This is a genomic window from Bosea sp. 685, assembly GCF_031884435.1.
In the GTDB taxonomy this organism is placed as follows: Bacteria; Pseudomonadota; Alphaproteobacteria; order Rhizobiales; family Beijerinckiaceae; genus Allobosea.
Map to the genome: position 1 here is coordinate 1,725,936 of NZ_CP134779.1, position 25,987 is coordinate 1,751,922.

General features: G+C 64.9%; 21 protein-coding genes. 11 read left to right on the forward strand and 10 right to left on the reverse strand.

The window, feature by feature from the left end; genetic code table 11:
- Positions 1 to 102: 102 nt before the first annotated feature.
- The 3 genes from glgX to RMR04_RS09465 all read right to left on the reverse strand — a co-directional run bounded on the left by glgX (position 103) and on the right by RMR04_RS09465 (position 4,925).
- On the reverse strand, positions 103 to 2,103 hold the full coding sequence (gene glgX, locus RMR04_RS09455) for a glycogen debranching protein GlgX (RefSeq protein ID WP_311914352.1): 2,001 nt from the start codon (positions 2,101 to 2,103) through the stop codon (positions 103 to 105).
- Positions 2,104 to 2,108: 5 nt separating this feature from the next.
- A complete protein-coding gene (locus RMR04_RS09460; protein ID WP_410492222.1) occupies positions 2,109 to 4,586 on the reverse strand; it encodes a glycogen/starch/alpha-glucan phosphorylase in 2,478 nt (825 codons plus the stop codon).
- A 159-nt stretch (positions 4,587 to 4,745) separates the two neighbouring features.
- Complete coding sequence (locus tag RMR04_RS09465) at positions 4,746 to 4,925, reverse strand: hypothetical protein (RefSeq protein WP_311914353.1); 180 nt, start codon at positions 4,923 to 4,925, stop codon at positions 4,746 to 4,748.
- A 136-nt stretch (positions 4,926 to 5,061) separates the two neighbouring features.
- Between RMR04_RS09465 and RMR04_RS09470 the strand changes: the two genes are divergently transcribed.
- Positions 5,062 to 5,823, forward strand: coding sequence for an SDR family NAD(P)-dependent oxidoreductase (locus tag RMR04_RS09470; RefSeq protein WP_311914354.1), 762 nt, complete (start codon positions 5,062 to 5,064; stop codon positions 5,821 to 5,823).
- A gap of 191 nt (positions 5,824 to 6,014) precedes the next feature.
- On the opposite strand, the gene RMR04_RS09475 is transcribed toward RMR04_RS09470, so the two are convergent.
- The 3 genes from RMR04_RS09475 to uraH all read right to left on the reverse strand — a co-directional run bounded on the left by RMR04_RS09475 (position 6,015) and on the right by uraH (position 9,242).
- The gene (locus RMR04_RS09475; RefSeq protein ID WP_311914355.1) at positions 6,015 to 7,169 is read right to left on the reverse strand and encodes an IS4 family transposase; all 1,155 of its coding nucleotides are present in this window, start codon (positions 7,167 to 7,169) and stop codon (positions 6,015 to 6,017) included.
- Between the two features lie 289 nt (positions 7,170 to 7,458).
- On the reverse strand, positions 7,459 to 8,880 hold the full coding sequence (puuE, locus tag RMR04_RS09480; RefSeq protein ID WP_311914356.1) for an allantoinase PuuE: 1,422 nt from the start codon (positions 8,878 to 8,880) through the stop codon (positions 7,459 to 7,461).
- A gap of 5 nt (positions 8,881 to 8,885) precedes the next feature.
- The gene (gene uraH, locus RMR04_RS09485; RefSeq protein WP_311914357.1) at positions 8,886 to 9,242 is read right to left on the reverse strand and encodes a hydroxyisourate hydrolase; all 357 of its coding nucleotides are present in this window, start codon (positions 9,240 to 9,242) and stop codon (positions 8,886 to 8,888) included.
- A 217-nt stretch (positions 9,243 to 9,459) separates the two neighbouring features.
- On the opposite strand from uraH, the gene RMR04_RS09490 reads away from it, so the two are divergent.
- Both RMR04_RS09490 and RMR04_RS09495 read left to right on the forward strand, forming a co-directional pair.
- Positions 9,460 to 10,695: a urate hydroxylase PuuD gene (locus RMR04_RS09490; RefSeq protein ID WP_311914358.1), complete on the forward strand. Its 1,236-nt coding sequence runs from the start codon at positions 9,460 to 9,462 to the stop codon at positions 10,693 to 10,695.
- Between the two features lie 172 nt (positions 10,696 to 10,867).
- Positions 10,868 to 13,369 (forward strand): hypothetical protein, encoded by a 2,502-nt coding sequence (locus RMR04_RS09495; protein ID WP_311914360.1) that lies wholly within the window; start codon positions 10,868 to 10,870, stop codon positions 13,367 to 13,369.
- A gap of 158 nt (positions 13,370 to 13,527) precedes the next feature.
- Here RMR04_RS09495 and RMR04_RS09500 read toward each other — a convergent pair whose 3' ends face one another.
- Together RMR04_RS09500 and RMR04_RS09505 are read right to left on the reverse strand one after the other, a co-directional pair.
- A complete protein-coding gene (locus tag RMR04_RS09500; protein ID WP_311914361.1) occupies positions 13,528 to 14,583 on the reverse strand; it encodes an NAD(P)/FAD-dependent oxidoreductase in 1,056 nt (351 codons plus the stop codon).
- 116 nt (positions 14,584 to 14,699) lie between these two features.
- Entirely contained in the window at positions 14,700 to 15,128 is a 429-nt protein-coding gene (locus RMR04_RS09505; protein ID WP_311914362.1) for a GlcG/HbpS family heme-binding protein, read from the reverse strand.
- Between the two features lie 217 nt (positions 15,129 to 15,345).
- Here RMR04_RS09505 and lysM point away from each other — a divergent pair, with 217 nt between their 5' ends.
- From lysM to mqo, 8 genes are all read left to right on the forward strand, one after another.
- Positions 15,346 to 15,789 (forward strand): peptidoglycan-binding protein LysM, encoded by a 444-nt coding sequence (lysM, locus tag RMR04_RS09510; protein WP_311914363.1) that lies wholly within the window; start codon positions 15,346 to 15,348, stop codon positions 15,787 to 15,789.
- 200 nt (positions 15,790 to 15,989) lie between these two features.
- A complete protein-coding gene (locus RMR04_RS09515; protein WP_311914364.1) occupies positions 15,990 to 16,115 on the forward strand; it encodes a hypothetical protein in 126 nt (41 codons plus the stop codon).
- A 14-nt stretch (positions 16,116 to 16,129) separates the two neighbouring features.
- Positions 16,130 to 16,444 (forward strand): rhodanese-like domain-containing protein, encoded by a 315-nt coding sequence (locus RMR04_RS09520; RefSeq protein ID WP_311914366.1) that lies wholly within the window; start codon positions 16,130 to 16,132, stop codon positions 16,442 to 16,444.
- Positions 16,445 to 16,497: 53 nt separating this feature from the next.
- Entirely contained in the window at positions 16,498 to 17,448 is a 951-nt protein-coding gene (locus RMR04_RS09525; RefSeq protein ID WP_311914368.1) for a YiiG family protein, read from the forward strand.
- Positions 17,449 to 17,553: 105 nt separating this feature from the next.
- On the forward strand, positions 17,554 to 19,863 hold the full coding sequence (locus RMR04_RS09530; RefSeq protein WP_311914369.1) for a xanthine dehydrogenase family protein molybdopterin-binding subunit: 2,310 nt from the start codon (positions 17,554 to 17,556) through the stop codon (positions 19,861 to 19,863).
- Positions 19,864 to 20,113: 250 nt separating this feature from the next.
- Positions 20,114 to 20,545, forward strand: a complete 432-nt coding sequence (locus RMR04_RS09535; protein ID WP_311914371.1) for a c-type cytochrome — start codon at positions 20,114 to 20,116, stop codon at positions 20,543 to 20,545.
- 284 nt (positions 20,546 to 20,829) lie between these two features.
- Positions 20,830 to 21,771 carry a c-type cytochrome gene (locus tag RMR04_RS09540; protein WP_311914372.1) on the forward strand — a complete coding sequence of 314 codons (942 nt, stop codon included), beginning with the start codon at positions 20,830 to 20,832 and terminating at the stop codon, positions 21,769 to 21,771.
- A 417-nt stretch (positions 21,772 to 22,188) separates the two neighbouring features.
- A complete protein-coding gene (gene mqo, locus RMR04_RS09545) occupies positions 22,189 to 23,880 on the forward strand; it encodes a malate dehydrogenase (quinone) (protein ID WP_410492223.1) in 1,692 nt (563 codons plus the stop codon).
- Positions 23,881 to 24,363: 483 nt separating this feature from the next.
- Here mqo and RMR04_RS09550 read toward each other — a convergent pair whose 3' ends face one another.
- Together RMR04_RS09550 and RMR04_RS09555 are read right to left on the reverse strand one after the other, a co-directional pair.
- Positions 24,364 to 24,984, reverse strand: coding sequence for a helix-turn-helix domain-containing protein (locus RMR04_RS09550; RefSeq protein ID WP_092173428.1), 621 nt, complete (start codon positions 24,982 to 24,984; stop codon positions 24,364 to 24,366).
- Between the two features lie 135 nt (positions 24,985 to 25,119).
- A complete protein-coding gene (locus RMR04_RS09555) occupies positions 25,120 to 25,974 on the reverse strand; it encodes a DMT family transporter (RefSeq protein WP_311914376.1) in 855 nt (284 codons plus the stop codon).
- Positions 25,975 to 25,987 lie beyond the last annotated feature (13 nt).

The following is a 25,987-nucleotide window of genomic DNA, read 5'->3' on the forward strand; positions in this document are numbered from 1 at the left end:
CCCAAGCCGATCTGATCAGGGATTCTCAGGTCTGCGCGGAGTTTATCCTTGGGCCGATCGAATATCGGACCCGAGGGCTTCGCCTGGGAATGACGGCGTAGTTCAGGAGACCTCTGCGAACAGCGAAACGCTGCGTGGCGGCAGCTGGGCTGCTTCTGCGGCAGAGGAGCTGCAGAAGACCTGACGCCAGGCTCTTCCCGCCAAGGCGTCCGGCGGCGTAAATATCGCCGGTTCGTGTCGGCGATTGAACGCGATCAGCACGGCGTCATTGGACCCCGTAAGCAGCAGCCCAAAAACATCGAGGCCGCGCCAGTCGGCGTCAGCGAGAGGCGTTCCATCGGCGCGCAGCCAGGTCGCGTCGGGTCGTTCCGAGCCCTCCGGAAGCTGCCCTGTCAGAAAGCTCTCGCCACGGATCGGGGGGTATTCTTCGCGCAGGGCGGCCAGCCGGGCGACGAAGGCGATCAGCTCCTGATCCGCTCCCGCCCAATCCAGCCAGAACCGGTCATTGTCCTGGGCATAGGCGTTGTTGTTGCCGAACTGGGATCGGCCGAATTCGTCGCCGGCTGTCAGCATCGCAATGCCGCGCGAGAGGAACAGGGTCGCCAGCAGCGCGCGGACATCGCGATCGCGCGCGGCCTTCACAGCCGCGTCGTCGCTGGCGCCTTCGGTACCGTTGTTCCAGCTGTGGCTGTCATTGTCGCCATCGCGATTGTCTTCGCCATTGGCCTCGTTGTGCTTGGCGGCGTAGGCGACGAGGTCGGCGAGCGTGAAGCCGTCATGGGCGGCGATGAAATTGATGCTGGCATTGGGCCCCCGATGCCGGCTGGCGAAGAGATCGGCCGAGCCTGACAAACGCGTCGCCAGCGCGCCGGCCGCCCCTTCATCGCCGCGCCAGAAGCGGCGGACATCGTCGCGATAGCGGCCGTTCCATTCGGCGAAGGGGGCGGGGAATTCGCCGAGCCGGTAGCCGCCGGGGCCTATGTCCCAGGGCTCGGCGATGAGCAGCACGTTGGCGAGGTCGGGGTCCTGCAGGATGGCGGCGAAAAGCGGGGCTTCGGCCGAGAAGCCGGTATCGGAGCGGCCCATCACCGTGCCGAGGTCGAAGCGGAAGCCCGCGACGCCGCAAGCCCGCCAATGCCTGAGCGCATCCGTTGCCATATGCAGGACCGGCGCGCGGTCGAGCGCCAGTGTATGGCCGCAGCCGGTGTCGTTGATCAGCTTGCCGGGATCGTCCGTGGCGTGGCGGTAATAGACCGCGTTGTCGAGGCCGCGCAGGCAGATCGTCGCGCCATGCTCGTCGCTTTCGGCGGTGTGGTTGAGGACGATGTCGAGGATGACGCCGATGCCGGCTTGGGCGTAGGCCGCGCAGAGCGCGCGCAGATCGGCCTCGCCGCCGGGAGCGAGGCGCGGATCGAGCGCGAAGAAATTGATCGGGTTGTAGCCCCAGGCATTGCTCAGCCCGAGCGGCGGCAGATGGCGCTCATCCATCCAGGCTGCGACCGGCATCAATTCGACATGGCTGACGCCGAGCCGTTGCAGATGGGCAAGGACAGGTTCGGCGGTGAGCGCCGCCAGCGTTCCGCGCAGAGGCTGCGGGATGCCGGGATGGCGCATCGTGAAGGATTTGACGCCGAGTTCGTAGATGAAGGCGGGCGTCTGCTCTCGGTCAGGCCTGATCTGGGCTGGCTCGGTTCCCACGACGATGCAGCGCGGCACGAGCGCGGCTGTGTCTGCCCCGGCCGAGGGAGGAGCCGCCAAAGCGGGATTCCAGCGAAACGGCCGGTCGATCAGCGTCGCATAGGGATCGACCAGCAGCTTGGTCGCATCGAAGCGGTGCCCGCGTTCAGGCTGCCAGGGCCCCTCGACACGCAGGCCGTAGCGCAGGCCGGGTTTCGCGCCCAGCAGCCGACCATGATGGATATCGCCGCTGCGGCAGGGCAAGGGCAGGCGGGCGATCTCGCGCTCGCCGTCATCGTCGAACAGGCAGAGCTGAACGCTGTCGCCATTGCGCGAAAACACCGCGAACGCGACGCCGTCCTGCGCGCTGCTCGCGCCCATCCGCTCCGGCAGGGCGCAGGGCGCGATCCGCCAGGGCGCGCCCAAAGACGCTAGCCCTTCGCGGCGAAGCCGGCGGGCACCCGCCAGATGCGCTGCGCATATTCGCGGATGGCGCGGTCGGCGCTGAACCAGCCGCAATGGGCGGTGTTGGCGATCGACATGCGCCACCATTCCGGCTGGTTGGCCCAGAGCCCGTCGATGCGGCGCTGCGCCAGTCGGTAGCTCTCGAAATCGTTCAGGACCATGAACCAGTCATTGGCCCGCAAACCGTCGACCAGCCCGGCATAGCGGTTGCGGTCGCCGGGCGAATAGGCACCGCCAGCGACCGCGTCGAGCACGCCTTCGAGATGCGGGGTCGTGGCGATGACCTCGCCGGTCGGGCGCGGGTTGCGCTTGGCTGCTTCGACCTCGGCCGCCGACATGCCGAAGATCACGATGTTGTCGAGGCCGACGCGTTCGCTGATTTCGATATTGGCGCCGTCCATCGTGCCGATGGTGAGGGCGCCGTTGAGCGCGAACTTCATGTTGCCGGTGCCCGAGGCCTCGAGGCCGGCGGTCGAGATCTGCTCGGAGACGTCGGCCGCGGGGATGATGATCTCGGCAGCGCTGACATTGTAGTTGGGGATGAACACCACCTTCAGCCGGTCGCGGGTGGTGATGTCGTTGTTCACCACCGTCGCGACGTCGTTGATCAGGTTGATGATCGCTTTCGCCGTGCCGTAATTCGAGGCGGCCTTGCCAGCGAAGATCTTCACGCGCGGGGCCCAGTCGCGATAGGGCTCGGAGCGGATCGCATCATAGAGCGCGATCGTCTCCAGGATGTTGAGCAATTGCCGCTTGTATTCGTGGATGCGTTTGATCTGGACGTCGAACAGCGCGGAAGGATCGACCACGACGCCAGTCTCCTGCCGGATCACCTTGGCGAGCTTGAGCTTGTTGTCGCGGCGGATCGCGATCAATCGCTCCTGCATGCCCGGGTCGTTGGCATGGGCGGCCAGCCTGTCGATCTGCTCGATATCGTCGGTGAGGCCGTCGCCACAGACCTCCGTCAACAGCTTCGTCAGGCCGTGATTGGCGCTGAACAGCCAGCGGCGCGGCGTGATGCCGTTGGTGACGTTGGTGATGCGCTCGGGAAAGATCGCATGAAGCGGGGCGAAGACGGTCTGCTGCATCAGGGCCGAATGCAGCGCCGAGACGCCGTTGACCGTATGCGAGCCGACGAAGGCGAGGTGCGCCATGCGGACGCGCCGGCCATGGGATTCGTCGATCAGCGAGATCGAGGCGAGATCCACGCTCTCTCCGCCGGCAGAGCGGCGCACGCCGTCGAGAAAGCGGGCATTGATGCCGAAGATGATCTGCATATGGCGCGGCAGGAGCCGCTCCATCAGCGCCACCGGCCAGGTCTCCAGCGCCTCGGGCAGGAGGGTGTGGTTGGTGTAGGAGATGGTGCCGTTGGTGATCGTCCAGGCGTCCTCCCAGGAGAACCCGCGCTCGTCGATCAGGAGCCGCATCATCTCGGCGACGGCGAGCGCCGGATGGGTGTCGTTGAGCTGGATCGCGACCTTGTCAGGCAGGTTGTCTAACTTGCCGAACTGGCGGTAGTGCCGGCGCACAAGATCCTGCAGCGAGGCCGAGGTGAAGAAGAACTCCTGGCGCAGCCGTAATTCCTGGCCGGCCGGGGTGGAGTCGTTGGGGTAGAGTACCTTCGAGATCGCCTCGGCGCGGTTGCGCTCGGCGACGGCCCCGACAAGGTCGCCTTGATTGAAAGCGTCGAGAGAAAGCGGATGCTTGGCTCGCGCCCGCCAGAGCCGCAATGTCGTGGCGTCGCGGCCGCGCCAGCCGACGATCGGCGTGTCGTATGCGACTGCGAAGACCGTTTCCTCCGGTCTCCAGGAGACCTCGCCGGGCTTCTCCGTGGCGACGACGGCGCCGCCGAAACCGATCTGGTAAGCGCTTTCGCGGCGCTCGAACTCCCAGGGATTGCGGAAGGAGAGCCAGTCCTCGGGCAGCTCGACCTGCTTGCCGCCGTCGATCACCTGCTTGAACAGGCCGTGGTCGTAGCGAATGCCGTAGCCCAGAGCGGGAACGCCGGTCGACGCCATCGCCTCGAGATAGCAGGCGGCGAGACGGCCCAGGCCGCCATTGCCCAGCGCCGCATCGGGCTCGATCGTCTCGATCGCGCCGAGATCGACCCCGAGATCGGCCATGGCCTGCGCCACCGGGCCGGTGAGGCCGAGATTGTTCAGCGCGTCGGCGAGCGAACGGCCGATCAGGAATTCGAGCGAGAGATAGTAAACCCGCTTGCGCCCGGTCTGGTAGCTCTCGCGGGTCGAGCGCTGCCAGACGTCGACGACATGGTCGCGCACGGCGAGGATAACCGCGGTCACCCAGTCATGCGGCTGCGCGACGGTGAGGTTCTTGCCGAGCGAATAGGTCAGTTTCCTGACGATCTCGGCCTTCAGCGTTTCGACCAGATCTTTCGATTCAGCGGCGGATGCCGGCCTTGCTTCGGAGGCTGTCTCGGTCAAGCGTGGAAATCCCGGCTGTTTCGCTGCCGCGAGTGTCGAGGCAACGCCCGATCAAGTCCAGCCGAAACCACCGCACTGCAGCATCTTTCGCGGTGAGCTCGGTCAGGCGGATGAAAGCCGGTGGCCGTCTGGCTGCCGGATTTCGCGGATGCGCCTCGCTCAGTTGGTCTGGCTGCGGGGTTCCTCGCGCGCTGTCGAACTGAAGTTCTTGGCGTTGGTCACAGCTGAATCGGTGATGCCGACGATGCTGGTCCAGGCGCTACGTGTATAGGCGCCCTGATGCACGACCGCGTCATAGCCGATCGCGAGCACCGCGATAATCAAAAGAAGACGGAACATCTATCCCTCCCAAGTCGACCCAGCCTCATCAACGCGTTCCGGCCAGGAGAGTTCCTTTTTGGGCGGTCCGATAGCCGGTTGACCCGCCCGGCTTCGCGGTGTCCCCTCCCAGCGGGGATGGAAACAGGGAACCGGCATGTTCGAGGATCTGAGCGGCAAGCGCGTGCTGGTGACGGGCGCCTCGTCGGGCCTGGGAGCGCATTTCGTCAGGCTGCTGGCGGAGCAGGGCGCCGAGGTCGTCGCGGCAGCACGACGGCTCGACCGGTTGAGCGCGCTGGCGCAGGCCTGCGAAGGTCTTCCCGGCACGGTGAGGCCGCTTGTGCTGGATGTCGCCTCCGTCGCCGCGATCGAGGCCGGGCTTGCCGAGGCGAGCGCGGCGATGGGCGGGCTCGACGTGCTGATCAACAATGCCGGCGTCGCCGAGCCCGAGCGTGCGCTCGACTTGAGCGAGGCGCAATGGGATGCACATCTCGACGTCAATCTGAAGGGCTGCTTCTTTGCCGCGCAGGCCGCGGCGCGGATCATGGCCAGGCAGGATGGCGGCGGCGCGATCGTCAACATCGCCTCGATCCTGGGCGAACGGGTCGCGATCTCGGTCGCGCCCTATGCGGCGGCGAAAGCCGGCCTGATCCAGCTCACCAAAGCGCTGGCGCTGGAATGGGCGCGCCACAAGGTCCGGGTGAACGCGTTGGCGCCGGGCTATGTCATCACCGATCTCAACCGCGATTTCTTCGAGACCGAGCCAGGGCAGGCGCTGATCAAGCGCATCCCGATGCGCCGCGCCGCCGAGCTCGGCGATCTCGACGGAGCGCTGTTGCTGCTCTGCGCCGATGCCTCGCGCTTCATGACCGGGTCGGTCATCGCTGTCGACGGGGGGCATCTGGTGAGTGGGCTGTGATCCCAGCAGCCCTTATTATTTGAGAAATTGAGGCTTGGAGCCGCGGGGAACCCCTCTCCTGTAAGGAGAGGGGCAGGGGTGAGGTGTAGGCCGTTGGACGGTAGGTCTCGACGTTCGAACGCCGTCCTCTTTCGCAACTGGTTTAGCGTCCGGCCCTCACCCCTGCCCCTCTCCCACTCGGGCTAGCGGATTCACACATCGTGTTCGGAGCCATTGAGATGAGGCTGGATCAGAGTTAGGCCTCGTTTCATGGCCTGGAACTCGAGCCATCCTTCGAGCATGACGATGGGACCCGGCTTGCCGTAGTAGCCGGTCCATCCTCCCAGACGGGCGCAGACCCATGCGGCATAGGCCAGCGAGCCTTTGGGGTGGGGATTTTTCTGCCGCGCAGTCTTGCCTTCGAGCCTGGCGCAACAGGCTTCGAGCAGGGCGGCGTCGCCGGGCATGAACGCATCGGTCAACGGCCGCAGCGGTCCCGGTCCGCCGTCGCGGGCATGGACGAGTTGCTGGATGCAGACGGCCGCGATCAGGGTCGCCGTCACCAGGCGGTTGCGTGGCGCCGCTTCCGCGATGCGCAGCCCCTCAATGTCGAAGCCCTGTGTTTTGAGCGTGCGGAACATCTGCTCGATGGCCCAGCGCCGCCTGTACAGGTCGGCCACGGCCCAGGCCTCGGCAAGGCTGGTCACCGCTCGCGTGGTCACAAGCCGCCAGTGGACAGCCGCTTCGCCCGGCGGCGGATCGCTCTCGCGGACATCGACCAGATGCACCTCGACGCTTTCTGGCAGGCCGGCGCGTCGGCCGTTGCCGGGCCGGCAAAGCCGCACCGACATGAAGCGGGCCGCCATCCTCGCCGTGCGCTGCTTGCGCCCCGGCTTGGCCGCCAGCTCCAATTCGGCCCATCCGGCCACCGGCTGGGCGTCGAGCCTGGCGAACAACGTCCCGCCATCGTCGAGGCTGCGGTCGTGGGCGGCGCGGACCAGCAGTTCGACTCCCTCCCGACACAGCGCGAACGCCTCAAAGATGTCGCCCTCGCGGTCGGACACCACCGTCACCCGATCCGCCCCGGCGCAGACCGAGGCCGCCTGATCGGCGCCTTCCAGCCAGCGGAAGCTCTCCTTCTCCTCGATCGGCGCCGCCCGCCGGGCCGCCCGGCGGCCGGCGCGGCGCTCCAGAAACCGGCCGTCGATCAGGCCAAGGATCGCCCCATCCCCGGCGTCGACAGCCAGCACCGCATGCAGATACGCCCCGCCGCCACCCGTCGAACCCAGCACCGTCGTGTCCTGGATCGCAACGACATCGCGTCCCAAGCAGCGTTGCGCCGTCCGCGCCGATGCCTCCGCCAGCATCTCCTCGACGCTGACCGCATCGTTGCGCAGAAACCGCGTCAGCTGAATTTCTCCCGCACGGTCCCCGCCAAGCCGCCGAACCCGAACCTTGCGCCCCCCGCTCTCGACAAGACGGGCCAGAAGATAGGCCCTCCTTTTTCCAGGCGGCGGTCCCCAAACCGCCCCAGCGACACATCCATCTCTCTTCTCCCGCTCAACAATCCCGACGGAATCACACGCCAATGCAGTCTTCAACAGCGATGTGTGAATGCCGTAGCCCACTCGGGAGAGGGGTTCCCCGCGCCCTCGCTTATCCCGGCAGCAACTCCTTCAGCCGCAACAGCGCGATCGTCTCGACCTGTCCGAGTGCTGTTTCGAATTCCTGCTCAGGCGAGCTTTTCAGGCGCGCTTCGAAGGCGGCCAGGATCTCCGGCTTCGACAGCCCCTTCACGGCGATGATGAAGGGGATGCCGAAGCGGGCCTTATAGGCCTCGTTCAATGCGGTGAAGCGGACGCGCTCGTCGCTGGTCAACCGGTCGAGCCCGGCAGAGGCCTGTTCCTGGCTCGATTCTGGCGTCAGTTCGCCTGCGGCAGCGAGCTTGCCGGCAAGGTCGGGATGGGCGAGCAGGAGCGCCTTCTGCTGGTCGCGTGAGCCGGCGCGCATCGCTTTCGCCATCGCCGCGTGCAGGCCGGTGGCGCTGTCCTGGCTCGCGGCCAGGCCGGCGTCATGGCTGGCTGCCGCGACCCAGGGCGAATGCTCCCAGACCCGGCCGAAGACCTCGACGAAGAGCGCCTTGGGCAGTTTCGAGGGCACATAATCGCCTGCCGGCGGGTGATGCCTGATCCAGTGGCGGGCGATCTCGAGCCGGGTCGCGACCCAGACGCGATCATGGCTCTGAACATAGTCGAGGAAGCGCGCCAGTGCCGCGGCGCGTCCGGGCCTGCCGACGAGCCGGCAATGCAGCCCGACCGACATCATCTTGGGCGCCGTCTCGCCCTCGGCATAGAGCATGTCGAACGAGTCCTTCAGATAGGCGAAGAACTGGTCGCCGGCATTGAAGCCCTGCGGCGTGGCGAAGCGCATGTCGTTGGCGTCGAGCGTATAGGGCACGGCGAGCTGCGGGCCGCTCGGGCCGGCAAGCCAATAGGGCAATTCATCGGCATAGATATCGGCCGTATAGAGGAAGCCGCCTTCCGCCATGGTGAGCGGAATCGTGTTCTGTGATGTGCGGCCCTGATAGCAGCCGAGCGGGCGCTCGCCGGTGAGTTCGGTCTGGATGCGGATGGCTTCGAGAATGTCGGCGCGTTCGCGCTCGGCCGGTACATCGCGATAGTCGATCCATTTCAGGCCGTGGGTCGCGATCTCCCAATGGGCCTCCTGCATCGATGCGACGATCTCGGGATAGCGGGCGAGCGCGCTTGCCACCGCGAAGACGGTGACCGGCATCTTCCGTTCGGTGAACATGCGCCAGAGCCGCCAATAGCCGGCGCGCGAGCCGTATTCGTAGATCGACTCCATGTTCATGTGGCGCTGGCCGGGCCAGGGCGCCGCGCCGACGATCTCGGACAGGAAAGCCTCCGAGGCCGCGTCGCCATGCAGGATGTTGTTCTCGCCGCCTTCCTCGTAGTTGATCACGAACTGCACGGCGATGCGGGCCTGGCCCGGCCAATGCGGATTGGGGGCGTCGCGGCCATAGCCCTTGAGGTCGCGCGGATAGGCGGTGTCGGTCATGAGGGTCAGCTGCCGCGGTAGGTGGAGTAGCTCCAGGGCGAGGCCAGGAGCGGGACGTGATAATGGCCTTGCGCGTCGGCGATGCCGAAGCGCAGCGGCACGATATCGAGGAAGGCGGGCTCCGGCAGGGGTGTGCCCAGCGCGCGGAAATAAGCGCCGATCGCGAAGCTCAGTTCATAGGTGCCGGTGGTCAGTCCGTCTCCGCTCAGGAGCGGCGCATCGGTGCGGCCGTCGGCATTGGTCCGCGTCTCGACGAGGCGGCGGCGCGAACCATCCGGCAGCAGGCGGTCGAGCGTGATCGCCACGCCCGGCGCCGGCCTGCCGTTGACCGTGTCCAGCACATGGGTGGAGAGGCGTCCCATTCGTCGTGATACCCTTTGCGGATGCGCGTGGCTCGGAACGAAGCTTGCCTTCGTGAAAAGGCTATCCGTCTCTCATCAAAGAGTTAGAGCAGGATCAATGCGAAAAACCGGTTCCCAGTTTTTTGCATCCTGCCCTAGTCTGGACGCATCATGAGAATTCTACCCCGGATTCGGCCCTGTCAATTGCCGGCGCGCGCAACACGAGGCCTGCTCGGCGATGCTTGACGCCTATCTCATGGAATGGGGCGGCATGCTGCTGCGCTGGCTGCATGTGATCACGGCGATCGCCTGGATCGGCTCGTCCTTCTTCTTCATCCATCTCGACGCCAGCTTGAGGCCCGCCGCCGACATTCCGCCAGGTGAGGGTGGGCGCGCTTGGCAGGTCCATGGCGGCGGCTTCTACGAGATGCGCAAATACATGGTCGCTCCGGCCGTGATGCCAGCCGAGCTGACCTGGCATAAATGGCAGAGCTACTGGACCTGGATCTCGGGCTTCTTCCTGCTGGTCTGGGTCTATTACGCGCAGTCGGAGCTCTATCTGATCGATCCGGCGGTGATGGCGCTTTCGCCGTTCGCGGCGGGTGCGATCGGCATCGCAGCGCTGGCCCTGGGCTGGCTGTTCTATGACTGGCTGTGCCGCTCGCGGCTGGGCAGGAACGACGTCGTGCTGGGCCTGCTCGGCTTCGGCTATGTCGTCGCGGCGAGCTGGGCCTTCGCCAGCGTCTTTTCCGGGCGTGGCGCCTTGATCCATACCGGCGCGCTGATGGCGACGATCATGACCGCCAATGTCTTCTTCAACATCATGCCGGGCCAACGCAAAGTGATCGCGGCGCTGACGGCGGGCGAAAAGCCCGATCCGAAATATGGCAAGGCGGCCAAGCAGCGCTCGACGCATAACAACTATATCACCCTGCCGGTGCTGTTCCTGATGCTGTCTAACCATTATCCGGTGACCTACGCCAATTCGGCGGTGATTCCAGTGCTGGTGGCGCTGATCATCGTCGCGGGCGCGTTGATCCGGCATTTCTACAATCTGCGCCATGCCGACCATGCGAAGTCACCCTGGTGGTGCTGGGGCGTCGCGATCCTGGCGCTCTGGCTTGCCTTCTGGATTGCGATGGCGTCCTCCCCGGGCGGGCGCGAGCGGCTGGGACTTTCGCCGCTGGCGGCGGCCAAACCCGTGTTGCTGGCGGGAATGGCCTTGCCGCCGGTCGAGATCAGCAACATCGTCAGCGGGCGCTGCGCCATGTGCCATGCGCCGGAGCCGTCCTGGCCCGGTATCCAGATCGCGCCCAAGGGCGTGCTGCTGCACGAGCCGGAACTCATCGCCGCCCATGCCCGCGCCATCAGGGTGCAAGCGGTGATGACGCATGCGATGCCGCCCAATAATCTCTCCGGCATGACCCAGGATGAACGCAGGGTGCTGGCCGCCTGGCTCGGGAATACCCGCTGAAACGGATGCTGGCGCTCACCAAGCCTTGACCTTGTCGCGTGGAAGCTGAACGCCTCGCCGATTTCATTCAGTTTCGGTTCACATCGACCACTGCATTTTCCTCCGCACTGACAGAATGGAGGCTGGTTCCGACACCGGGATCGTCCAGTACTGAGGGGACCGGGGGGTCCGCTTGAACACTTTTCTGAAGAAGGGCGTCAGCTATCGGCTGGCGGCCGTGGGTTTCGTTTGTGTCTGGGTGATCCTGTGCTGGCCATGGCTTTCAGGTTCCGTCACGATTCCATTCGACGCCAAGGCGCATTTCCAGGCGCAGATCCAGTTCCTGGCGCAGGCTCTGCATAGCGGCCAGTCGCCGTTCTGGACGCATAATGTCTTCGGCGGCTCCCCCCAGGTCGCCGATCCGCAATCGCTGATCTTTTCGCCCGCGATCCTGCTCGCTTTGCTGACGTCGTCGCCGAGCTTCCGCGAGGTTGATGCCTATGTGTTGGCGCATCTGCTTGCGGGCGGCCTTGCCCTGCTGATGTTCTTCCGCGACCGCAAATGGCACCCTGCCGGCGGCCTGCTCGCAGCGATCGTATTCGCTTTCGGCGCCTCGGCCGCATGGCGCGTGCAGCATGTCGGGCAGATTGCGAGCCTTGCCTTCTTCGCCATAGCCTTCTGGCTGACGGCGCGCATGCTGCAACGCTCCTCGCTGCTCTCCGGCGCGCTTGCGGGCCTCGCCGGCGGTATGATGGTGCTGGAGCCGGACCAGGTCGCGATGCTGGGCGCCTATGTGCTGATCGGCATGGTTTTGGCGCATTGGCTCTCGGGCGGCTGGGCTGCTGTCCGCACCAGCCTCGCGCCGATCACGGTGGCGAGCCTGGCCGGGATCCTGACGATTGCGCTGCCCTTGCTCTGGACCTGGCTCTTCGCGGAGGCGACGACGCGGCCGGAGATCGATTTCGTCGAGGCAGGCCGCGGCTCGCTGCACCCGGCCTCGCTGCTCACCGCCTTCGTTGCGGATCTGTTCGGCGCGCGTGATCCGGCCGTCGATTTCTGGGGTCCCTACAGCCCCGCCTGGAATGCCAAGGAGCTGTTCCTGTCGCAGAACATGGGGCAGGTCTATATCGGTGCGTTGCCGCTGCTCTTGCTGATCGCGCCCGGCCTGACGCGTGGCTGGCTCTGGGACAAGGCCATCCGGCCGCTCAGCCTGCTCTTCCTCTTCATGGTGCTGTTCGCGCTTGGCCGCTACACGCCGGCCTTCCACCTGTTCTACGAATATCTGCCGGGGGTGAAGGCCTTCCGCAGGCCGGCGGATTCGACCTTCCTGATCGGCGGGCTCGGCGCCATCCTCGCTGGCTATGTGCTGCATCGCCTGCTGTCGGAGGAGAATCTGGGCTCGCTGAAGCGCGATTTCGCGATCGGAGCCGGGGTCGTGGCGGCGGTGATCGTGCTGGCGCTCGTGGTCTCGGCCGATGAGCGGCATCTGCGCGACGCGTGGTGGCCTGCAGCGTCCTCCGCGGCGTGGTTCGCCGCGGCGCTGCTGGTGGTGGGCGTCCTGATGCGCTGGCGTGACGGCATCGGCCCGCTTGCCGCTGCCGTCCTGGTCACGGGCGTCATCGGCGCCGATCTCGGCCGCAATAATGGCCCCAATGAATCGACCGCGCTGTCGCCCGACATGTACGACGTGCTGCGTCCCGATACGCAAAACGAGACCGTCCGGACGCTGAAGCGGCTTGTTGCGCAGCCGACGGGATCGCCGCGCCGTGATCGTGTCGAACTGCTCGGCATGGGCTTCGAATGGCCCAATGTCGGCATGGTGCATGGCTTCGACCATACGCTGGGCTACAATCCCCTGCGGCTGGCTGATTTCTCCGAGGCGGTCGGTACACGCGATTCGATTGGCGACCCGAAAGAGCGCAAGTTCACGCCGCTTTTCCCGTCCTATCGCTGCCGCCTCGCCGATCTGCTCGGCCTGCGCTACATCGCGACGCCGGTGCCGATCGGCCAGGTCGATTACAAGCTCCATGACGGCGATCTCAAGCTCGTCGCGCGCACCAAGGAGGGCTACATCTACGAGAACCCCCGCGCGCTGCCGCGTGTGATGTTTGTCGGTGGCTGGCAGATGGCCGATTTCGACGGCATGAAGGCTGGCGGGCGCTGGCCGGATGTTGATCCGCATCAGGCCGTGTTGCTCGATTCCGAGCCGCCCGATGTGTTGCCGGAAGGGCCGAGCACGGCGCAAGGCGAAGTCAAGCTGGGTCGCTACCAGAACACCGAGATCGAGATCGAGGTCACGGCGACACAGGCCGGCTTCGTCGTGCTGAACGACATCTGGCATCCCTGGTGGCAGGCGCAGGTCGACGGTGTCGACACGGAGATCCTGAAGGCGAATGTGCTGTTCCGCGCCGTGCAGGTGTCGGCCGGGACGCATAAGGTCCGCTTCAGCTTCCATCCGATCGAAGGCGCGCTGGCCGAGTTCCGGGATCGCGTCGATCCGCCGCGCGATATCGAGGACGATCTGCCGGTGCCTGGGCCGCTGCAGCCGCAGATCGCGTCTGGAGATGCCGTCGGCCGCTTCCAGCCGGCGTTGGCTACGCCGTCACGCGCGACGCTGGAGACGCTGCGTCTGGGTTCTGTGCCGCAGCCTCAGATTGGCGAGCGCTCGCACATGTCCTCGACGCGGGAGTACTGAACGCGAGAGCAGGATGCGAAAAAGTGGGAACCGGTTTTTCGCATCCTGCTCTCGCTTCCAGATGAGAGACGGATTCAGATTTCAGATGGGATCACTTGGTGGTTCCATCTGAATTCATCCGGCTCTTGACGGGGCGCGTGGCCTCGTCAGGCGTCTGCTCATGCGACTCCGAGTTTCTTCTGGAGGGATGTCGAGGAGGTCGTGTACTGGAAGGTCAGTCGCTTGTCGGGATAGACGTAGCGATGGACTTTTTGGGCTGCGAGCGCGGCCTCGTGGAAGCCCGAGAGGATCAGCTTGAGCTTGCCGGGATAGGTGTTGATGTCACCGATGGCGAAGATGCCGGGCGTCGAGGTTTCGAACTTCTCGGTGTCGGCCGGGATCAGGTTCTCGTTGAGATTGAGGCCCCAATCGGCGATCGGGCCGAGCTTCATGGTCAGGCCGAAGAAGGGCAGGAGCGTATCGCAGGCGATCTCGAAGGTCTCGCCGGCATTGTCGCGGCAGATCGCAGCCTGCAGCGCCGAGCCTTCGCCCTTGAGGCCGGTGACCTGGCCGAGCTTCATGTCCATCTGGCCGGATGCGACGAGCGCGCGCATCTGCTCGACCGAATGGGGCGCGGCGCGGAAATCGTCGCGGCGATGCATCAGCGTGACGCGCCTGGCGATGGGCTGCAGGTTGAGCGTCCAGTCGAGCGCCGAGTCTCCGCCGCCGACGATCAGGATGTCGCGGCCGCGGAAGGCCTCCATCTTGCGCACGGCGTAGAAGACCGAGTTGCCTTCATAAGCGTCGATGCCGGGGATCGGCGGCTTCTTGGGCTGGAACGAGCCGCCGCCGGCGGCGACGATGACGGTCTTGGTCTCGAACACGGTGCCGGCATCGGTGGTGACGCGGAAGCGCGGAGCGTCTGCCGTGCCGATCGGCTCCAGCGCCTCGATCATCTGGTTCAAATGGAAGGTCGGGCCAAACGGCTTGATCTGCTCGACGAGGTTGTCGACCAGGCCCTGGCCGGTGACGATCGGGAAGCCGGGAATGTCGTAGATCGGCTTTTCCGGATAGAGCTCGGCGCATTGCCCGCCGACCTTGGGCAGGATGTCGACCAGATGCGCCTTGATGTCGAGCAAGCCCAGCTCGAACACCGCAAACAGCCCGCACGGACCCGCGCCGACTATCACGACATCCGTGGTGATGACCTCACCGGCAACGGCCACGTCGCTCATCTCATTTCCTTTGAAACGTTCAAAAATTCTGCAAACCGAACAGCGCCGCGCGTGCATGATGCCTCGCGCGGCGTCTGGCAAGTGTTTTCGGGGTTGCCGCGCGTTTTCGGGTGAAACTAGGCGCCAGTGTCGGCCCTGAGGCCGGCGGCGGTGATTCCGGTGACGGCGGCCGCCTCGTCATTGTCGGAGGTGTCGCCGGATATGCCGATCGCACCGAGCAGCAGGTTGTTCGTGTCGCGGATCAGCACGCCGCCGGGCACCGGCACGAGCGAGCCGCCAACCGCATGCGTTGCCGCCTCGATGAAATAGGGCCGTTCCTCCGCCATCTTGTGGAGCGCACGCGAGCCGAGGCCCATCGCGACCGAGCCATGGGCCTTGCCGAGCGCGATCTCGCCGCGCTTCAGGCTGGTGCCGTCCTGCGCCGCGAAGACCTTCTGCGCGCCGCGCGCGTCGAGGACCGCGATGGCGAGCGGCTTGAACCCGCTCTTTTCGGCGTGGCTAAGGGCGGCTGCGAGAATGGTCTGGGCCTGGGCGAGCGTCAGCATCGGGGGAACTCCGTTGGTGTCTTGAGGTGGTGGCCTGGAGCGCTTGTGCCGGCCCGTCATTGCGGGGGGAAGAGGCCGCCGCGTCAGAGCAGTTGTGCCGAAAAGGGCCTGTCAGGTGACGCAAGGAAGAGTTGTATTCGCGCAAAAATGCAACGCCTGTCTTGAACTTATCACGCTGAGAGGGCTTGATATGCCCCCCAACAGATGGAGAAGCCTCATGGGTCTGTTCAGTTTCATCAAGGATGCGGGCGCGAAGATTTTCGGCTCGACACCAGCCAAGGCCGCCACGGCGGACGAGTTGCAGAAAGAGCTGGCCGGTCATGGCTTGCCGTCCGACGTCGCGATCTCGATCGATGGCGACAAGGTCAAGGTCTCGGGCAAGGCGGTCTCGACCGAGCAGGCCGAGAAGATCATCCTGGCGCTGGGGAACACGACCGGGGTCGCCTCGGTCGAATCCGATCTCGCGGTGACCAAGGAAACCGCCGCCGCCGTGTTCTACACGGTCAAGAAGGGCGACACGCTCTGGAAGATCGCCGAAGAGCATTACGGCAAGGGCCAGGGCGCCAAATACACCGACATCGTCAAGGCCAATACGCCGCCGGTGAAAAATCCCGACCTGATCCAGCCAGGCTGGGTGCTACGGATTCCGGCGCAAGCCTGACGCGGCTCAAGGCTCGATCCGACTACGGATCCCAAGACCGGCTGCGTCCCTCAAGGCGCAGCCGCAAGACCGGCCGGAACGGCCGGCGTGGAAGCCCTGTTTGCGACCGAATCTCCATTATCTCCTGCATGGCGATATGCGCGGATCGTTTCGGCCGGGTATTCAAGCGGCGATCACCAAGCTCCGCTTGCTCCAGATCGATGCGCGCCAAGCTGTTCGATCAAGATACCTACCGTTGGCGAGTTGATCGGGAAGGCTGCATCCGGCTCGGCAGCATGGTGGCAATTCTGGCGCCCACGCTCTATCTGGTAAATCTGCTGGATTGAGCTGGAGATGTGCCTTGATCGTGAAGGATCTCGATATCGACGCCGTCAAGGCCGGGCTTGCGGATGGATCGATCCTGGTGGTCGATGTGCGCGAGCCGCATGAATTCGCGGCCGGTCATATTCCCGGCTCGACCTCGCTGCCGCTCTCGCAATTCGACCCTGCCGCCATTCCCGACGAGTCCGGCAAGCGCATCGTCTTCTCCTGCGCGGCCGGCGTGCGCTCGCTGCGCGCGCTCGAATTCGCGCAATCGGCGGGGCTCGACATCGACAGCCATTATCTCGGCGGCTTCAAGGATTGGGCGATGCAGGGCGGGCCGGTCGAGCGCTGAGGGCTTGCCGGGCCTGCGGCCTTCAAGCCCTGGCGGATGACGAGGATTCAGACATGACGGTTTCCATGTTTTTCCGCAGCGCGACCTTTGCCTTCGCGCTCCTGGCGCTGACACCTGCCGGTGTTCTGGCTCAGGGAGCCGCGACAACTGCCGCGCCAGCCGCCAACGAGGCCGACCTCCAGGCCGCCATCGCCAAGTCCAACGCCTATACCGCCCTTATGAACCGGACGTTGCGTGCGATCCAGTCCTGGGAGCGCTATGCGAGCTGGGTCGACATGAAGAAGGGGCCGACCGGCAAGGAGCGCTACATCGACTACGGGCTCTACAGCCTCTACGACGTCGCCGGCGAGATCAAACGCGCCGAGGAGGCCGTCACCCAGGCGCCGGCGCTGCCGGAGATCGACCAGACGATCAGGCGCTACATCAAGGCTTATCAGGAACTCGCGCCGCTGGTCACCAGGGCGGAGCGCTATTACGAGCGCAAGGATTATCGCGACGATAACGCCGCCGAGGGGCGCAACCTGCACATATCGATGGTGCCGGCCGCAAAAACCTTCCTCGATGAGCGCGCGACGCTCGATGCCCAGATGCGCGTCTACAAGAAAGGGCTCGATCAGCGCGAGCTCGCCGCCGTCGAGCAGCGGGAAGGTCGCTCGGTGCGCTGGCAGGTCCGCAACGTCATGATCAACGCCCGAGGGGTGATGGATCTGATGCCGAGCAATGAGAAGCCGGTCGTCGACCTCAAGGCGTTCGACGCGGCCGTGGCTGATTATGCCGGCGCGGTGCGCGAGATGGACCGATTCAAGGAGACCGAGCCCAAAGGCGCGCCCTTCATCGAAAGCCAGGCGAGTTCCTGGCTGGGCAGGCTGAGGGATTTTCGTGATAAGCTCGGCCGCGGCAAGGGCGACGTCCGGCGCGGTGCGGCCAACGACGCGAACTGGCTCGTCAGCTCCTACAACACCATGGTCTCGCTGTCGGAGACCGCGATCCGCACCATCCGCTGAGCGGGGAGCGATGCGCTGCATGCATCCCGGCGTGTTGCGTGCCGGGGTGACTGAGCCGCGTTTCTAGGCCAGTCTTTCATTCGACTTATCTGAGGATTGATGCCCATGCGTCCCATGAAATTCGGATTCGGCCAGCCCGTGCGGCGCGTCGAGGATCACCGCCTGACCACGGGCGCAGGTCGTTACACGGATGATACGGCCGTCGAGGGCGCGCTGCATGCCTTCGTGCTGCGCTCGCAATACGCGCATGCCAGGTTCACGATCCGAGACAAGGCTGCCGCCTGCAAGATGAAGGGCGTGAAGTTGATCCTGACGGGTGAGGACGTCGCCCATCTCGGCGGCATTCCCTGCAAGGGTCTGATCAAGACGATCTCGGGCGAGCCGGTCGTGCCGTTGCCGGTGCCGGTGCTGCCGACCGATACCGTGCGCCATGTCGGCGAGGCGGTCGCTTTCATCGTCGCCGAGACGCTCGACCAGGCGCGCGACGCAGCCGAGGCCATCGACATTTCCTGGGAGACGCTGCCCTCGATAACCGGCATCGCTGCTGCGCTGGAGCCCAAGGCGCCGCAGGTCTGGCCGGACCGGCCGGGCAATGTCGCCTTCGAGGCCGAGCAGGGCGACAAGGCCAAGACCGAGGCGGCTTTCGCCAAGGCCGACCGCACCGTCTCCGTCACTATCGTCAACAATCGGCTTGCCTCCAACTATATGGAGACGCGCGCCTGCATCGCCGAATACGACAAGGAGACCAAGCGCTGGACGCTGACGCTCGGCAGCCAGGGCAGCCATGGCACGCGCGACATCCTGGCGAGCTATATCCTGAAGGTCGATCCCAAGCGCATCCGCGTCGTCACGCCCGATGTCGGCGGCGGCTTCGGCACCAAGATCTTCATGTATCGCGAATACCCGCTGACCATGGTCGCGGCCGAGATGCTGAAACGCCCGGTGCGCTGGGTCTCCGACCGCACCGAGCATTTCCTCGCCGACACCCATGGCCGCGCCAATCTCGCCACGGCGACGGTCGCGCTCGACAAGAAGGGCAAGTTCATCGCCCTCAAGGTCGATCTTGCCGCCGAGATGGGCTCCTATCTCTCCCAGTACGGACCTTTCATCCCCTGGGTCGGGACCACGATGACGCCGGGCTGCTACAGCATTCCCGCCGTGCATGTTCGCTTTAGGGGCGTGCTGACGAATACGACGCCGGTCGATGCCTATCGCGGCGCGGGCCGCCCCGAGGCGGCCTATCTGATCGAGCGATTGGTCGATGCAGTCGCACGCGAGACCGGCAAGACGCCCGACGCCGTGCGCGCGCTCAACTTCGTCAAGCCAAGCGAGATGCCGCACAAGACCCAGACCGGGCCGGTCTATGATTCCGGCGAGTTCGAGGGGCATATGCGCCGCGCCATGGACGTGGCTGACTGGAAGGGCTTCAAGAGCCGCCTCAAGGCCTCGACCAAGGCCGGCAAGATCCGCGGCATCGGCCTCGCCTGCTATATCGAGGCCTGCGGCGGCGGTGGGCCGGAGAGCTCGACCGTGATCCTCGAGAAGGACGGCATGGTGACCGTGCTGATCGGGACGCAGTCGAACGGGCAGGGGCATGAGACCGCCTATTCACAGCTCGTTTCTCAGCATCTCGACATTCCGATGGACCGCATCCGCGTCATCCAGGGCGATACCGACAAGGTCGAGACGGGTTCGGGCACCGGCGGTTCACGTTCGATCCCTGTCGGCGGCGCGGCACTCGACAAGGCGACTGCGATCCTCTCCGACAATCTCAAGCAGCTTGCCTCGGAGAAGCTCGAAGCCGGCGTGGGCGATCTCGAGATCGTCGATGGCGCGGTGCGCGTCGTCGGCACCGACAAGGCGCTCGACCTCGCTGCCATCGCGGCGCTGCCGGGCGCGACCTCGGCCATGCTCAAGGTGCACCAGAGCTGGACGCCGCCGGAAGCGACTTATCCCAACGGGACGCATGTCTGCGAATTGGAGGTCGATCCCGGTACCGGAGCGACCGCGATCCTCAACTATGTCGTGGTCGACGATTTCGGCGTGACGCTGAACCCGATCATGCTGCAGGGGCAGGTTCATGGCGGTGCGGCGCAAGGCATCGGCCAGGCCCTGATGGAGGAGATCCGCTTCGATACGGAAGGCCAGATGCTGACCGCGACCTTCATGGACTATGCCCTGCCGCGCGCGGTCGACGTGCCGAGCTTCCATTTCGAGACGCGCAATGTGCGCTGCGTCACCAATGCGCTGGGTGTGAAGGGTGCGGGTGAGGCGGGCGCCATCGGGGCATGCCCGGCGGTGATGAACGCGATGGTGGATGCGCTCGACCGCGCGGCCGGCATCAAGGCGATCGACATGCCGGCGACCCCGATCAAGGTCTTCAACGCGCTGAAGCAGGCCGGGTATCCGCTGTAGAGCCCGTTCCGATCCGCTTGCATCGCAAGCTGATCGATAAAACGGTCTCCATCTCTAGGTTTAGAAATGGATTCAACGATCAGGTCGCCTCGACCTGATCGAAATCGGCTCCGGCGCAAGATTGCATTTGCTATAATGCAAATGCCAATCGCGTGAGACCGGCTTGGCGCGAGCGCTGCGCTGTTGTGATCTGGAAAGGTTCTAACCGGCGTCATCCTGAGCGCCGGACAGCCTTCGGGGATGACGACGCATGATCCGCTTTGCTCTTGCCGCCACTGCTCTGGTGCTCGGTTTTTCCGCCGTCATGGCGCAGTCCGATCCGATTGCCGAACGCAAGGCCACGATGAAGATGATCGGCGGAGCCACCGGGCTCGGCGCCAAGATCGCCAAGGGCGAGGAGGCGTTCGACGCCGCCAAGGTCCAGGGCATCTTCAAGACCTATGTCGACTCCGGCAAGAAGATGGAGACGCTGTTTCCCGACAGCTCCAAGACCGGCGACACCACCGCCGGCCCGAAGATCTGGGAAGATCAGGCGGGCTTCAAGGCGTTACAGGTCAAGTTCGAAAGCGATGCCGCGGCCGCGGCGACTGCCGCCACCGATCTCGCCTCGTTCCGCACCGCATTCGGCACCGTCACCAAGAACTGCGCCGCCTGCCACGAGACCTATCGCATCAAGAAGTGAGCGCTGTCGGTTTTTGACGGCGGCCGGTGGAGCTTTCTGCTACGCGGCGCGTTCCATGCCAGCACTGTATCGGTCTTGCTCGAACATGCGGGGTCATCCCGGATCGGCGTCGCTTCGTGACGCGTCCGGGATGACGTCGTGATTCCGAGCTAGACCGATTTCCGATCCAATCGGATCGTTCAATTGCTCTAGGCCTTTGTTTTGACGCGTTTTCTTCACGCGAACCGGTATCCACTTCGCTCGAAAACGCTCTAGACTGCGCGCAATCTCGGGAGAGGATGAGAATGCTGCTGCTGCGCCGCCTGCTGGTTACCCTCGTCGCGCTGGCGGCGCTCGGCCTTGCCGGTTTCTACGTATTGACCGACCCGCGCGTAGTGTCGCCTGCTCCGCAGATCGGTGCGCTGCCGGCGCCAGACATCGAGAACGGCAAGCTGCTCTTCGCCGCGGGCGGCTGTTCATCCTGCCACGCGACGCCCGGCCAGGACGACAAGCTCAGGCTCGGAGGCGGGCTCGCGCTGGGCTCGCCCTTCGGCACCTTCCACGCGCCCAATATCTCGCCGCATACGCGCGACGGCATCGGAAATTGGGGCGTGAAGGACTTCGTCGACGCGATGGCGACCGGCGTCTCGCCGGCCGGGCAGCATTATTATCCGGCCTTCCCCTATACCTCCTACCGGTTGATCCCGCCCAAGGCGCTGGCCGATCTCTTCGCCTATATTCGCACGCTCGCGCCCGTCGAGGGCAAGGCCGCGCCGCATGAACTGCCGTTCCCCTTCAACATCCGCCGCGTCGTCGGCGGCTGGAAGCTGCTCTTCTTCGACGGGGCCTCGTTCAAGCCCGATCCGGGCAAGAGCGAGGCATGGAATCGCGGCTTCTATCTGGTGAACGGCCCCGGCCATTGCGCTGAATGCCATTCGAGCCGCAACGCGCTGGGCGCCATCGTCCAAGCGACGCGCTTCGCCGGCGGGCCTGATCCGGAGGGCAAGGGCTGGGTTCCCAATATCACCCAGGCCGAGGACGGTCTGGGCAAATGGTCGAAGGAGGAGATCGCCGAACTGCTCAAGACCGGCTTCACGCCGAGCTTCGACAGCGTCGGCGGCTCAATGGCGGCGGTGGTGCGCAACATCGCCCAGCTTTCCGATGCCGATCGTCTGGCGATGGCGGAATATCTGAAATCGCTGGCGGCGGTGCAGGGGCCGGCGAGGCCGGGCAAGACCACGAATTGAGATCTTAGCTCGTTCTTGATACCGGGAGTTGCGCGCGACGGGGCCGAGATCACGGCAGCTTCTTGGCCGGCGTTCGATCGTACAGACGGAGCACCACCGTCTTGAGGCGAGCTGAAGCAGTCTGAAATTCCGCGCCAGCTTCGCACCTCGCTTCGCGCCTGTTCTGCAGGCGGGCTGCCCTGCGCTCCATGAAACAATCGGGTTCGAATTCGTCTCGTATTGATTTCGTCCGCAACTATGCGAGCTCGTGCCAATGCTTCCGCCGCGGCAGTTGATGCCTCATTTCGAGGCTCCGTGACAAGATCGATCAGCGCTCGGCTGCCGGTTGAGGGTCAGGTCGATATACCCTATACGCAGGCTATATCGCTATTAGCTGCCGATCAGACTCCGTTCCACGAGCTCGATCGGCGAACGTGGATGGCTACATTGAACGATACTAATGATAAAGCGCCGCCGACCGGCTCGAAGAAGGATAAGGGCCGGTTCTCGCTGACCCGTCGCCGGTTGGTAGGTTCGGCTGTGGCGGTGGGGGCCGTTGCCGCCGCAGGGATTTCGCTGACGGGCGGCCAGTACCGTGCCGCGACCGCGGACCGAAAGGTCGATGTCCTGCTGATCGGTGGCGGCATCATGAGCGCCACGCTGGCCGTGCTGCTCCATGAGCTCGAGCCGCGCTGGACCATGGAGCTGATGGAGCGTCTCGACGGCGTCGCGGGGGAGAGCTCCAACGGCTGGAACAATGCGGGCACGGGCCATTCGGCGCTTTGCGAGCTGAACTACACCCCGCAGGATGCGAAAGGGAATGTGCAGATTGCCACGGCGATCGCCGTCAACGAGCAATTTCAGATCTCGCGTCAGTTCTGGGCGCATCAATTGAAGCAGGGCGTCCTGAAGGAGCCGCGCTCATTCATCAACTCGACGCCGCATATGAATCTCGTCTGGGGCGCCGACAACGTCACCTTTCTCGAGAAGCGCTTCGAGGCGTTGAAGGCCAGCCCGCTGTTCTCAGGGATGGAGTTCACGAAGGACCCGGCGAAGATCGCCGAATGGGTCCCGATCATGATGGAGGGCCGCAAGGCTTCGATGCCGCTCGCGGCGGCGAAATCGCCACTGGGGACCGACGTCAATTTCGGCGAAATCACACGCCAGTTCACCGCGTTCCTGAAGGGCCAGCCGGAATTTCGCCTGCTCACCGGACACGAGGTCCGCTCGATCACCCGGAATGGTGATGGCACCTGGCGCGTCTCGGCATTCGACCTGAAGACCGGCAAAGCGGTGCAAACCGTCGACGCCCGCTTTGTTTTCATCGGCGCGGGCGGCACCGCGCTGCCTCTCCTGCAACTCGCGGATATTCCCGAAGCCCATGGCTATGGCGGGTTCCCGGTCGGCGGTTCCTTCCTAGTCACGGAGAAGCCCGAAATCGTCAACCGCCATCTGGCGAAGGTCTATGGCAAGGCGTCCGTCGGTTCGCCGCCGATGTCCGTCCCGCATCTCGATACGCGGATGCTCGACGGAAAGCAGGTCCTGCTTTTCGGGCCATTCGCGACCTTCTCGACCAAATTCCTGAAGAACGGCTCCTATTTCGACTTGCCGTCGTCGGTCTCGCTGGAAAACATCCGGCCGATGGTCTCCGTGGGATGGAATGAATTCGATCTGGTCCAATATCTCGCCGGCCAGCTGACGATGTCCCATAGCGGCCAAATGGATGCGCTTCGGGAATATCTGCCCCAGGCTAGGGATGAAGACTGGCGCCTCTGGCAGGCAGGGCAGCGGGTTCAAATCATCAAGAAGAGCCCCCAGGGCGGTGGCGTTCTGACCTTCGGAACCGAGATCGTGGCGGCTGCGGACGGGTCCATGGCGGCGCTGCTCGGCGCCTCCCCGGGCGCTTCGACTTCGCCTCCGATCATGATCAACCTGCTCGGCAAGGTGTTCGCGGACAAGGTCGCGACCCCTGAATGGCAGAAGAAGCTCCGCGAGATCATCCCGAGCTATGGGGTGAAGCTCAACGACAATCCCGGCATGATCGCGGAGGAGTGGGCGATGACAGAGAAGGCGCTGGAGCTCGCAATCGCCTCGCCTGCAGTTTCGGTCAAGGCCGCTGCGGGGGGCTGAACCGCGCTCCGGGTTCAGAGCCCGTTTGGGAATTCCCTCAGCCCTCATCCTGAGGAGCCTGGCCTGAAATGAAGCCAATGATTTCAATGGCTCTGTCTTGACCACCTATGCGCCGTCATCCTGGGCGAAGCGAAGCTTCGTCCCGGGATCCATCGTAGAGTTCCGGAGCCCTACGATGGATCCCGGAGCTGCGCGGCTTCGCCGCTTGTCCAGGATGACGGCGCGGGTGATAACGAGCGATCGGAAGTCTTTGATATCGCTCGGTTCGTTTCAGGCTAGGCTCTGAGGAGCCATTCCCCAGGGAATGGCGTCTCGAAGGATGCTTCAGGAGGCTCCCGAACCATTTGGACCCTCCTTCGAGACGCTGCTTCGCAGCTCCTCAGGATGAGGGCTGGAGTTTCCAAACGGTGTCTCAGGCCTGCAGCCAGCCCCGGAACGACGATGTGGCTCGACGGAAAGTCAGCCCGCTTCGGCGGGCGGGCCTTACTCCATCACCGCCGCCTTGAGGATGCACACCATCAGCGCGCTTCCCGGCTGGTCGCCGACGCAGCGGACGATGTGGCGGCGGTCGCAGCGATAGCGCAGCGTGTCGCCGGCCTTGGCGCGCTGGATGATGTCGCCGACCTCGACCTCGAACTCGCCCGAGGTGACGGAGAGCGATTCGATCGAGCCGCGCTGGTGACCTTCCGAGTCGAGCTCGCCGCCCGGCTCGGCCTGGATCTCGTACCACTGCAGCCATTCGACGGTCTTGATCCAGCCGATGATGGCGAGCCTGAGCTTGCCGTCCTCGGAGACCAGGATCGGCGTGTCGCTGCGGCTGGTCTTGTCGATGAAGGGCTCTTCCTCGCCGCTGGAGAGCACGCGCTCGATCGAGATGTCGAGCGCCTGCGACAGCCGCCAGATCGTCGCCAGCGTCGGGTTGGTCTCGTTGCGCTCGATCTGGCTGATGATCGACTTCGCCACGCCCGATTGCTCGGCGAGTTCCGAGAGCGAGAGATTATAGGCCTTGCGCAGGCGCTGAATCGTCTTTCCGAGCTGCCCGGAGACGATCTGGGCCCCGGATTCAAGCTCCCGGCCACTGCGCTCCTTGGTCTCGATGCCCATGCGTTTTGACCGTCTTACCTGTCTGTCGTTTGCGGAGGCGAACGATTGTTTGTCTGAGCGGACAATGCCCGTTCCTGATGCAAGCGGCAAGTTCCTGAAGCAAGCAGCAAGCCGAAGCTCGCGGTTGCGCCTGCGTCAGGTCGTGCGCGTCGACCCGACTTCGCGCTGCTCGCGCCGGAGCAGGCCGAGCTGTTGTTCGCGCAGGATCACATAGATGCCGGAGGTGATGACGATCGCCGCGCCGATCAGCACGGCGGTCGCCGGCCAGTCGCCGAAGACGAACCAGCCGATCGCGACCGCCCAGAGCATCGTCGAGTATTCGAAGGGCGCGATCAGGGAGGCGTCGCCATAGCGATAGGCCTGGACGAGGAAGATCTGGCCGAGGCCGCCGAGGATGCCGATCGCCAGCATCATTGCCGCATCCTGCAGGTTCGGCATGTGCCAGCCGAACATCGCGGTCGAGAGCCCGAGCGCGCTGGTCATCAGCATGAAATAGAACACGATCGCGCCGGTGCCCTCGCTGCGGGTCAATTGCCTGACCTCGATCGAGGCGAAGGCCGAGCAGCAGGCGCCTGCCAGGCCGATCGCCGCGCCGAAGGCAGGTCCCGGGGCAAGCCCCTTGCCGAGGCCGCTGATATAGGGCGAGAGCATGATCAGCACGCCGACGAAGCCGATCGTGACCGCGCTCCAGCGATAGATTCGCACGCGTTCCTTCAGGATGACGGCGGCCAGCACCACGACGGCGAGCGGCGCGGCATAGCCGATCGCGATCGAATCGGAGAGGGGCAGGAACTGCAGCGAGGCGAAGCCGCAGAACATGCCTGTCGAGCCGATGACGCCGCGCTTGAGATGGCCGCGCAGATTGCTGGTCCTCAGCGAGGCGACGACGCCGCCTTGCCAGGCGAGCCAGGTGAGCAGGGGAATCAGGGCGAAGAAGGACCGCACGAAGACGATTTCGCCCGTCGGATAACGGCTCGCGATCGATTTCACGCCGGCTGCCATC